The organism is Flavimaribacter sediminis (genome assembly GCF_019492055.1).
In the GTDB taxonomy this organism is placed as follows: Bacteria; Pseudomonadota; Alphaproteobacteria; order Rhizobiales; family Rhizobiaceae; genus Flavimaribacter; species Flavimaribacter sediminis.
This window is the reverse complement of the sequence record NZ_JAICBX010000003.1, coordinates 235,476-245,703: the sequence shown is the minus strand read 5'-3', so window position 1 is coordinate 245,703 and position 10,228 is coordinate 235,476. Positions and strand designations below refer to the sequence as shown.

Sequence of the window (10,228 nt, the reverse complement as noted above, 5' to 3'; positions counted from 1 at the left end):
AAGACGCAAACACGTTCTCTGCGTCGATAAAGTCTGTTACGGCTTGGCGTCAGGCGTTGTCGGCCAGATCCGGCCTCGTCAGTGCTGCTCTGACGTATGTTTTGCAAGTTCCATGCGGGCGTTCGCCAATTCGCGCGTAGCGTTGGTGATGTCCTTGGCGAGCAGTTGCATGACATGGATGCCGATATTCGGAAATTCCGTGATCAGGCCGAGGAAGTACTCTTTCTTGATATTGAGCGCCTCCAGCCTTCCCCTTGCCCTGACGGTCGCCGAGCGGGGCGCGTTGCACAGGATGGCCAATTCGCCGATCAGTGCGTTCTTGCCCACCTTGGCGACCGGGATTTCCTCTCCGTCCTTTTCAAAAATAACATCGGCGTTTCCGTCGAGGACCACGTATGCGTTGTCGCCTTCCTTGCCTTGTTTGAAAATGATCTGTCCGTCGCTGAAAGTCACGCGTTCGGACGAAAAAGCGAGAAGCTTCAGTTTGGCCGGATCAACCCCGGCAAACAGCGGAATGGTGCGAAGCATTTCAACTTCGCTGTTGAGGGTGCTTTTCATCAGCTTCGCCTCGAACTGCTGACATTCAGGAAATAATGAGGATCAATATATATCACCAATGTTCAAGCTCCGGCCAGTTCGCTTTCGTTTTTGGAATCATCCAGCAATTTGCCGGGTTTGTCATCACCTGCAATCTTGTTGCCTTCAAACATGAGCCCACGATCGAACAATGTCGCGACGCTCTGGTCGGTCGGCGCCCAGATTATCGCCGGACCTCCGTTCTCCGATTTCTTCGCCCGCTCCAGAATAGACTCCAGAATTCGCCTCTGCGATTGCGGGTCGACGCCTGAAAGGGGCTGATTGGCGATCAGAACATCCGGGTTCTTCAGGATAGCGCGCGCCACATGCATTTTCTGGCGTTGTGTTTCCGACATCCGCTTGCCGCCCGACCCGATATTGAAGTTGAGGCCGATCCGGAACACGCTGCCCTGCAGCTCCAGTTCATCGAGAATACGCAATATGGCTTCTGTTACGGCGTCTTCCGCGCCGGCCATGGTGGAAGAAATACGGCCAAGAAGGACGTTGTCCAAAACGCTGGCTGACGACATATAGGCGCCCGGATCATAGAAATTGACCGGATTTTCCGGCAGTTCCTCCAGCTCCTGGCGAAGAGCCTTCCGCGCGGCCACGATCTTGTCCATCAGTTCGTCATCGAGAAGTCCGAGGCGGTGGCGCGATTCGGTATAGGTGAAGGCAAGTCTGAGGAAACGTTTCTTGTCCTTCTCGCTGATGTCCTTGTACTTGGCAGACGCCACCCGACTGATCGCCTCGTTGTATTCCGGAAGTTCCTGCGGCTTGAGATATTCCAGCTGATCGAAGAACGGATTTTCTTCCGACAGGCCACTGAAGAGTTCGACGGTCGTTTCGGCCACTTCCTTGCCCATGGAAAACAATGGCTCTTCCAGGCCTTCGGAAGCCAACAATTTCCGGATCATCTTGTTCGATGGCAGGTTCTCCGGCTCGTAGTCGGGATCCGACGACGTTCCGAAAAGCAGGTTCTCTCCGATATTGGCGAAATTGTTGTAGCTGTCATATTCGAAGGTTTCGACGGAGTTTTCGAGGCCGAGTTCCGTGTAACTGGAGCGGAATTCGTTTCGCGCTTCCAGGATGCCTTTGCAGAATTCCTCGTTCTCCTCGGCGTTCACGGTTGCGCGCAGGCCGAAGGCGACGATGTCCTTCTGCATCGCGAGATCGCTAAGAATGCGGTAGATTTCCGCATCGAGTTCAATCTGGTTGGAGACGCCGGCTTTGCCATAGTCGATCCAGTCGACCTCCGCATTAAGCAGGCTGTTCGCCGTCCGCTTGGCCTCGGTGATCTCGAGTTTGGTCATCTCATAGTTCTTGGCTTCCTCCTCGGAAAGCTCAGGAGGATGGTTCTTGAGAACGTAGGTCAGCGTTTCGTAGATTGTCCCTTGCGGAAAGAACGTGCTGCTGTCGACATAGGAGATCCGTCGTCCGGCCAAGTATTCCGGCAAGGCGTCCACTTCCTTGCCGTCGATCGTCAGTTTTCCGGAACTGATATCGGTGACTCTGGCGAGCGTTTTTGCAAAGACGCTGAGCGGTTCGCTGCTGTTGCTCAGGAGGACGACGCGCTCTCCGATATCGATTTTCGTCGTTACGCCGTCGAGCAGCCTGTTTCCGGAATCGTCCATCACCTGCACGTTGGAAAGGGTGTAGCCGGACGAGAAATGAGGGACCTCGCCTTCCGGAAGCGATTGCATGTCCGGATCCTGCAGATTGGGCACGCTGAACTGCTCGACCACCTGATTGTAACGAGCTTCGGCCGTCAAACGCCGCTGGTCGTAGTCGAGAAGGCCGCGGATCGGTCCGGGCAGATCCTTGTAAGCCGCGATAACGGCGACGAGCTGACCGATATCGAGCGATCCGCGGATCGCCATGTAGCCGCCCACTGCATAAAACAGGAAGGCCAGGAACTGGATCAGCATGTTGCTGAAAAACTTGATGGAGAATTTGCGCTGATAGATTTCGAAGCGGATGAAAAACAGGTTGCTGAGGCGGCTCGAAATCGTGGCGCGCTCGAAATTCGTCGTGTCGTTGGTATGGACATCCTGAATACCGTCGACGATTTCACCGAGGCGTCCGGCCAGTTCGCGCGACTTGATCTGGCGTTCGCGGCCAAGAGCGATCAGCCTGCGGCGCATTCTTGGAATGATGACCGCCTGAAAACCGATCACGACGAGCGTCAGAATTCCGAGATAGATGTTCTGGACGGCGATAAACCCGAAGCCGGTAATCGCCTGTCCGCCCATCAACAAGGGTTGCGTATAGGCGTCGCCGATGAATTCTCCCATCGGTTCGACCTCGTTGACGATCATCGAGGAGACTTCCGACGATTTGACCTGGCGGAAATGTCTTAGCGGATAGCGGAGAACCCGGTCGAAGAGTTCGTACCGCATCCGGCGCAGCATGCGCTCGCCCATTCGGCCCTTGAAGGTGTTGATATACCGCTTGAACTGGCCATTCACGGCGACCAGAAAAATGAACATGAAGGACAGCGCGAAGAGCAGGCCGATCCTGTCGAGTTCAAATCCGCCGAACAGGAGAACCGGCTGACCAAAGATGGCGTCGCCATAGGGCAGGTAGAATTCCAGGAACTTGGAGGTCGCGCCAGGGTTTTCAAATCCGTTGCCCTGAATCGGTCCGTTGACGATCGATTTCGGCAGATCGAGCGTCATGTAGTAAGGGATCATCGAGACGAGAATGACGACCAGCATCCATACCTGGTCGTTCCTGGAATTCTTCCAGATATACTTGAGCAGGCTGGGCTCAAGCTCGGTCGACGGCCTCGGGTGCGTGTTATGATCGCGGCTGTGGGCGTTCATCACATTATCCGGTTCGTCAGATGTGTAGCAGCACAGGGGGTGAGTCGACTGTGCGTTTGCCCACGCATGCGATTGGGCATGCGCCCTGCAAGCCCACCTATGCGAAGCCGGTAAATCAAATAACCCTCTCCTACGGACCCGTTGGCGCCTGACGGCGATTCGCGCATCTCGCCACAATGAATTCGTTGTCGCGGATGACAACAGGCGCAGAAACGAATCCAGTACCTGTTAAACCCCATCCAATTCTGAACGTTTTCATTTTGCCGCGCAATATATTTGTCCAGCGCTCGCGCTCAATCAGCTGGCGCCTCGACCGGTTTTGTCTTGACGCCGTTCTCGCTCGACATGAAGACCGCGAGAATTCTCATGACGCCCGTGCCGGTATTGACGCCGTTATGCGGGTGATCGAGCGCTTCCATAAGCGTGTCGCCCGCTTTGTAGGTTTTCTTGCCCTCGGCGCCGTAATCGACGGTCAGTTCGCCTTCGAGCATGTAACCGAACAGCGGAACTTCGTGAACGTGCCACCCCGTTTCCTCGCCCGGCAGCATTGTCACGATCACCGCGGTCACTTCGGCAGGGCTGCCCTGCGGGTAGACGAAAGTCTGGCCAATGATCGTTTCACCGGTTTCCAGCAGGGGTTCAAGGCGCTTGTATTCCAGCGCCGCGGCCTGCGAGGCGACAAGGAAACACAGGCCGAGGCCCGAAATCAGCGCCATTGCGCCGTGGTTAAACTGGCTGCTGGAAATCCGACGAAAATTCCGGATGCTGAGCATTGTTAAAGTATCCCTTTGATCAACAGATATTGACAGCTCTACCGTTTACAGGCTCGCCAATGCAATGTGAACGCGCAATTTGCTGGTCGACTTGAATGGATCCGCTTCACTGTGAGCGCCATGGCGCGTACAGTTCCGCATCACAAGGCGGGTTCATGAAACTCATCATCGCGATAGCCACGGTGTTGGCCTTCTGTCTTCCGGCAAAGGCGCATTTTTTGGAAGATGTGCGGAGCCGGACGATTCTCGTCGCCATCCAGGACAACAGGACGGTCGCCTATGTGCAGATGCCTGCGCCGCTCGTATTCGCCGATCTCGTGGTCAGGTCGCAAAGAACTGGAGAGCCACTGACTTCATCCCTTCTTGTGTTGGAGCAGACGGGCGCAACGCAAAACTACCGACTGTCGTCCACGGCCGTGGCGGACAGCCGGGGGGAACTTGCCCGTCGCGTCGAGCGCTCCCTGAGATGGCGACACGCCGCAGGCGACCTGTCGCCGCGCGTGACGGCCTTGCGATTGCTGGACCGGACCCGGCACCGCGACTTTTCCGTTGCTTCAGACGCCGAAGCGCAACTTGCCCTTTCCGGAGCGGACGGCGATCCTCTTCTCGGCGAAGCTATCGTCGAGGCGAGGATTGTCCTTTCGGAAGAGCCGTTGTCCGGTACAATCAATGTGCGGTCCGGATTTCCGGCTATCCGTCTGGACTCCGGCATGACAATAGAAAACGTCATCATCGATGCGCGGCACGCCTGCGCGGCGGCCTATGTCGAGACCGGTCAACTGGAGGGCGGCGCCGCGATCAACGGCAGCAGGCTTTTCGCTTTCAGGACCTTTCTCTGGCGGGGCGTGCGGCACATCGCGGAAGGCCCGGACCATGTTCTGCTGGTCGTGGCGATCGCCCTGGCGGTTGGCCTGACCTTGAATCTCTTCTGGATGGTGAGCGCTTTTACGGTCGGTCACTCGATCACGCTGATTGCATCCTTGTTCGGTCTCGCGCCGCAGTGGCCCTGGTTTGTCCCCGCCGTGGAAACGGCGATAGCCGTCTCCGTTCTCTACGCAGCCATTGCCGCGCTGGCGGGCAAAGCCGGATCACCATGGGTGTTTGGCCTCATCGGCCTGTTGCACGGTCTCGGGTTCTCGTTCGTCCTGACGGATATGCTCGGGCCGTCGTCTCCACACCTCATGCTGTCTCTGATCGCCTTCAACATCGGTATAGAACTCGGCCAGGTGGCCATCCTCGCGGTGGCGCTGACAAGTATGGCCATGCTGTCGCAGCTTTCAGTGCGCGCGGTCCGGCCGATCAGGGTCGCCGTGCTCGCGATGATCGCGATGGTGTCGGGATGGTGGATTGCAGAGCGTTTTACGGGCATGGTCTGAGGCGACGGATCATCAAGGATGGAGGAACGTCTGATGGATCAGGAGAGCGTCCGGACATTCACGACTTCGGACGGGGTGGCGCTGAACTTTCTCGACACCGGGAGCGGGATGCCGCTGGTCATGCTTCACGGCTGGTCGCAGTGCCTGGAGGAATTCCGGTTTCAGATCGAGGCGTTGCGCGGTCGCAACCGGGTCATCGCGCTTGACCAGCGCGGCCACGGAGGCTCCGAAAAGCCTCACTATGGCTACCGCGTCTCCCGGCTGGCGCAGGACTTGCGCGAACTCCTGGAGTTCCTGGAGATCGACGAAGCCGCTCTGCTTGGCCATTCCATGGGGTGTTCGGTGATCTGGGCCTATCTGGACCAGTACGGGGCTTCCAGGGTCGACCGGCTAGTCCTTGTCGACGAGCCGCCCTGTTTGGCGATCAATCCGTACTGGGAGCAGGAAAAGATCGACGAAACAGGCTCGGCGTTCCAGCCGACGATGGCTTTCGAAGTCGCTCACAGGCTTGCCGGAGAAGACGGCGAGCAGGCAACGCGCGAGATGATCCGGTCAATGTTCACGTCGGGCGCTCCACCCGAAACGATCCAGTGGGTCATCGACAAAAACCTGCTGATGCCGCGCGATCTGGCGGCGCGGTTGCTCCTCAGCAATATTTTCAACGATTGGCGGGACGTCATACCACGGATTGTTGTTCCAAGCCTTGTCATCGGGGGAGAGGCGAGTGTCGTCTCTCCCCGCGCGACGCGCTGGATCGCTGAAAACATAGTCGGTTCACGACTGGAAATGTTCAGCGAAGCAGAGGGTGGAAGCCACTTCATGTTCATCGAGAACCCGGACCGCTTCAACCGGGTCGTCGGCAGCTTCCTTGGACAATAGGCGTCAGTTTGACACCGGTCCGATCGGTCCGTCGTATTGCGGAATTTCCGCTTCCGAGGCGGGCGAACCCTCGATGCCGCTCCAGTTGGACTGGGCGAGGGACAGGTTGCCGGAAATGTCTTCCTCCCAGAATCCGACCACAGGCTTCGTAATATTGAGATAGAGCTTGCCGTCGACAATCCGCCACAGGTTGGGATTGGCCGGCACCTTGCCGCCCTTGGAAACGCCATAGGCGCAATGACCATCGTACTGCGGCGCGTATTTGCCTGGATCGGCGACAAAACGGTCTCGGTTCTCGGCAGAAGAGAAAGCCCAATTGGCGCCGTTGTACTCCGCCGTATAGGCTGAATTGCCCCGCACGGCGTCCGATTGTGGTTTGCCGACTTCCGATTGCTCCATATCGAAATAGGCCACGACGTCGAAGCCGGATGCGGCGTAGCCGCTGCTATCGACATATTGTTCGCCTGCGAACGCAAGCGTTGCGCTTCCCGCGACAAAGGCCGTCGCGAGGAACAAGGAACGAATTGACATGATTTATCTCCCGGTTGAAATTTCTACCGTTACGATACGCACCGGCGGAATTGCCCGCCACTCACGGCTATACACACTCGCGTTAGGGCTGCGTGACGGCGAATTGATCCGGCGTGAGCGTCAACTTCAGGCTGGTCATTCGTTTGCAATTCGCGATAGGAAAGACAAGTCCCGTCCTTGCCCGTCTTCCGGAGGTCAGCGTTGAGAGATTTGTCACTTCCCGGTCGTTCCCCGGTCGTCGCGACCGGCGGGATGGCCGCGACGTCTCATCCGCTGTCTACTCAAACTGCGATACAGGTTCTGTTGCGCGGCGGCAACGCCATGGACGCGGCGATTGCAGCCTGCGCCGTCCAGTGCGTGGTCGAGCCGGGCTCGACCGGAATCGGAGGCGACTGCTTCTGCCTGTATGCGCCGCAGGGGGCTGTTGAGCCGATCGCCTTCAACGGATCGGGTCGCGCGCCGATGGCCGCGGAACATTCCTGGTTCCGGGAGCAGGGGATCGCCCGGATACCGCAGCGCTCGCCGCACGCGGTGACGACGCCCGGCGCAGTCGACGCCTGGTCGCAGCTGTGCCGCGATCACGGTTCGATGAAACTCGGCGAATTGCTGAAACCCGCGATCTTCTACGCGGAGAACGGCTACCCGATTTCCTCGCGTGTTCATTCCGATTTAGCGGCCGCCGCAGCGTTTCTGGCGGATGACGCGTCAACGGCGGACATCTTCCTCAACAACGGGCAAATTCCCGGACTCGGCACGATTCACAAACAGCCGCGGCTGGCGCGGTCGCTACGCGCAATCGGCGAGGAGGGCCGCGACGTCTTCTATTCCGGATGGATCGCCGATGATATCGTCGGTTATCTCCAGTCACTTGGCGGGTTGCACTCGCTTGCCGATTTCGCCGAGACGCAAGGCGACTATGTCACGCCGATATCCGTCGAATTCCGGGGCAACACGGTCTATCAATGCCCTCCCGCAGGCCAGGGCGTCACGGCGCTGATGCTGCTCAATCTCATGTCCGAGGCCGAAATCGACCGGACGGGTCCGATTTCCGTCGAACGGATACATACGGAACTGGAAGCGTGTCGGCTCGCGTACAGAGTTCGCAACACTTACGTGGGCGATCCGGATTTTTCCGAGATACCTGTCGAGGCCTTGCTGTCGCGGGACGCAGCGCAAGAGCTTCATGCGTCGATCAATCGGTTCCGCGCCACGCCGCCGCCAAGGGAACTGGAGCTGCCGAACCATCGCGATACGGTCTATATCACCGTTGTCGACAGGCAACGCAACGCCTGCAGTTTCATCAATTCGCTTTTCAGCGGTTTCGGCAGCGGCCTCGTAGCGCCGCGTTCCGGCGTGCTTTTACACAATCGCGGCACGGGGTTCAGTCTGGCCGAAGGGCATCCCAATTGCATCGCTCCGCGCAAGCGGCCGCTGCATACGCTGATCCCCGGCATGATCGCACGCGACGGCAAGGCGGTGATGTCCTACGGCGTGATGGGCGGTCACTACCAGGCTTTCGGACACATGCAGTTTCTTACGCGCTATTATGACTACGGATACGACCTGCAGGAGGCGATGGATCTGCCGCGCTTCATGGTCAATCCTGCGACGGGCGCCGTCGAGATGGAGCGGGCCGTTCCCTCCGCGGTTCGCGAGAGACTCATTGCCCGCGGCCATCGCATCGAATTGGCGGCGCGCCCGATCGGCGGAGCGCAGGCGATCCATATTGACTGGCGGAACAATGTGCTGACAGGCGCGTCCGACCCTCGAAAGGACGGCTGCGCCATTGGCTACTGACACGAACGCCGCTTCCATTGCCCCATCCGACGGCGGCGATCGCCTCAAAGCCTTGATTGCGTTTTGCTGTGGCCTTCTTTGCATTGCCGCGATCTGGACCGTATTCGAACCCTCATGGTCAGCGAAGCTTGCGGGCGGCGTGCTCTTCGTCATTTTTTGCGTGGTGTGCCAGTCATATTTCCGCCTGAGAGAAAGGGCGTTACTGACGATCGCCGCGCTGGTGACGGCAATTGCGCTCTGGGGCGCCGACGCCGACGGCGTGCAACACGTCATCGAGGATCTGTCACGGGCCGCCTACCTCGCCGCCTTCATGATGCTGATGACGAGCTTGCGCGCCGGCGCCAACACCTCGTCGTCGGTTGTTGCGATCGGCTCGTACCTGACCAGCCAGCCGCCTGGCAGGCGCTACATCGCCTTGCATCTTGGCGGACATTTCATGGGCGTGCTCCTGAACTTCGGAGCAATCAGTCTCCTCGGCCCACTGATCAAGCGCGGCGTGGATGCGGCGTCCGTCGTCACGCCGCAATTGTCGGAAATCCGTTTGCGGCGGCAGATCAGCGCGCTGAGCAGGGGCTTTTCCTGGTTCAACGTATGGGCGCCGACAGCGATCGCCCAGGCCGTCGTCATCACCACCGTGCCGGGAGCAAGGGCTTCGGTCATTGCGATCGCCGGCGTTCTGATGGCGATCGTCCTGCTCGGCGTTGGCTGGGCGGAAGACCGCCTGACCGGTCACCGGGCGCGCCAGAAACTTGTGCGCGACGGCGTGCCGGTACCCGCCGTCCCGCCACCCGATTTCCCCTATGCTGCGATCGGTCGCTTCCTGAGCGTCAGCGCGGCGCTGGTGGGTCTGGCCTGGATGATCAGGCACGCAAGCGGCATACCACTTGTTTCGGGGATCATGATTGCGGCGGTTCCCGTATCTATTCTCTGGCTGTTCGTCCAGTGCCTGGAAAATCCCGCCCATCCCTGGCCAGTATTCGTCAATCGCGCGCGAGGTGTCTTCACGCAATCCATTCCGGCGGGCAGCCCCGAGGCCGCCACACTCGGACTGGCGGGCTTCATCGGCATTCTCGGCGCCTCGCTTGTTGATCATTCCTGGTTTGCCGGATCGACCTTCATGGACGGCGTCAACCCGTTGCTTGTTTACATTTCGGTCGCGGCCATTATTCCGCTGGCCTCCTGTATCGGCCTGCCGCCGATGATGGCGGTGACGTTCGTCGGTGGAATTCTCGTCGATATGCCGGGGCTTGGTCTGCAGCCTTCGGTGCTCGGCCTTTCGCTGCTGATCGGCTGGGGACTGAATCTGACAGGCTCTCCGTTCAGCGCGTCTTCACTGGTGCTTTACCGGGTGACCGGAATTCCCGGCACTGTGCACTCATGGCGCTGGAACGGCGTGTTCACGATCCTTTCCTGGGTGGTTGCGTCAATCGTCATACTCATCGTCAGCGCGGTGGTCTGACGGGAATTGCCG

Annotated in this window: 8 protein-coding genes; 4 read left to right on the top strand and 4 right to left on the bottom strand. The window is 58.9% G+C overall.

Annotated features, from left to right (window positions below):
- Positions 1 to 78 precede the first annotated feature (78 nt).
- The 3 genes from K1W69_RS16795 to K1W69_RS16785 all read right to left on the bottom strand — a co-directional run bounded on the left by K1W69_RS16795 (position 79) and on the right by K1W69_RS16785 (position 4,174).
- Positions 79 to 558 (bottom strand): cyclic nucleotide-binding domain-containing protein, encoded by a 480-nt coding sequence (locus K1W69_RS16795; RefSeq protein ID WP_220229581.1) that lies wholly within the window; start codon positions 556 to 558, stop codon positions 79 to 81.
- Between the two features lie 62 nt (positions 559 to 620).
- Positions 621 to 3,401 carry an ABC transporter transmembrane domain-containing protein gene (locus tag K1W69_RS16790; protein ID WP_220229580.1) on the bottom strand — a complete coding sequence of 927 codons (2,781 nt, stop codon included), beginning with the start codon at positions 3,399 to 3,401 and terminating at the stop codon, positions 621 to 623.
- Between the two features lie 293 nt (positions 3,402 to 3,694).
- On the bottom strand, positions 3,695 to 4,174 hold the full coding sequence (locus tag K1W69_RS16785) for a cupin domain-containing protein (protein WP_258571155.1): 480 nt from the start codon (positions 4,172 to 4,174) through the stop codon (positions 3,695 to 3,697).
- 155 nt (positions 4,175 to 4,329) lie between these two features.
- Here K1W69_RS16785 and K1W69_RS16780 point away from each other — a divergent pair, with 155 nt between their 5' ends.
- Together K1W69_RS16780 and K1W69_RS16775 are read left to right on the top strand one after the other, a co-directional pair.
- A complete protein-coding gene (locus K1W69_RS16780; protein WP_220229579.1) occupies positions 4,330 to 5,550 on the top strand; it encodes a HupE/UreJ family protein in 1,221 nt (406 codons plus the stop codon).
- A gap of 33 nt (positions 5,551 to 5,583) precedes the next feature.
- Positions 5,584 to 6,429, top strand: a complete 846-nt coding sequence (locus K1W69_RS16775; RefSeq protein WP_220229578.1) for an alpha/beta fold hydrolase — start codon at positions 5,584 to 5,586, stop codon at positions 6,427 to 6,429.
- Between the two features lie 3 nt (positions 6,430 to 6,432).
- Here the strand turns inward: K1W69_RS16775 and K1W69_RS16770 are convergent, their stop codons facing one another.
- Positions 6,433 to 6,960 carry a YHS domain-containing (seleno)protein gene (locus K1W69_RS16770; RefSeq protein ID WP_220229577.1) on the bottom strand — a complete coding sequence of 176 codons (528 nt, stop codon included), beginning with the start codon at positions 6,958 to 6,960 and terminating at the stop codon, positions 6,433 to 6,435.
- 201 nt (positions 6,961 to 7,161) lie between these two features.
- Here K1W69_RS16770 and ggt point away from each other — a divergent pair, with 201 nt between their 5' ends.
- Positions 7,162 to 8,757, top strand: a complete 1,596-nt coding sequence (ggt, locus tag K1W69_RS16765) for a gamma-glutamyltransferase (RefSeq protein ID WP_220229576.1) — start codon at positions 7,162 to 7,164, stop codon at positions 8,755 to 8,757.
- Entirely contained in the window at positions 8,747 to 10,216 is a 1,470-nt protein-coding gene (locus K1W69_RS16760; protein ID WP_220229575.1) for a hypothetical protein, read from the top strand. The genes ggt and K1W69_RS16760 overlap by 11 nt, the downstream gene beginning before the upstream one ends.
- Positions 10,217 to 10,228: the final 12 nt, after the last annotated feature.

Excerpts from the sequence above, each read along its gene's own strand:
- K1W69_RS16785 (WP_258571155.1), bottom strand. The coding sequence starts at position 4,174 with ATGCTCAGCATCCGGAATTTTCGTCGGATTTCCAGCAGCCAGTTTAAC.
- K1W69_RS16790 (WP_220229580.1), bottom strand. The coding sequence starts at position 3,401 with ATGAACGCCCACAGCCGCGATCATAACACGCACCCGAGGCCGTCGACC.
- K1W69_RS16795 (WP_220229581.1), bottom strand. The coding sequence starts at position 558 with ATGAAAAGCACCCTCAACAGCGAAGTTGAAATGCTTCGCACCATTCCG.
- K1W69_RS16775 (WP_220229578.1), top strand. The coding sequence starts at position 5,584 with ATGGATCAGGAGAGCGTCCGGACATTCACGACTTCGGACGGGGTGGCG.
- K1W69_RS16770 (WP_220229577.1), bottom strand. The coding sequence starts at position 6,960 with ATGTCAATTCGTTCCTTGTTCCTCGCGACGGCCTTTGTCGCGGGAAGC.
- K1W69_RS16780 (WP_220229579.1), top strand. The coding sequence starts at position 4,330 with ATGAAACTCATCATCGCGATAGCCACGGTGTTGGCCTTCTGTCTTCCG.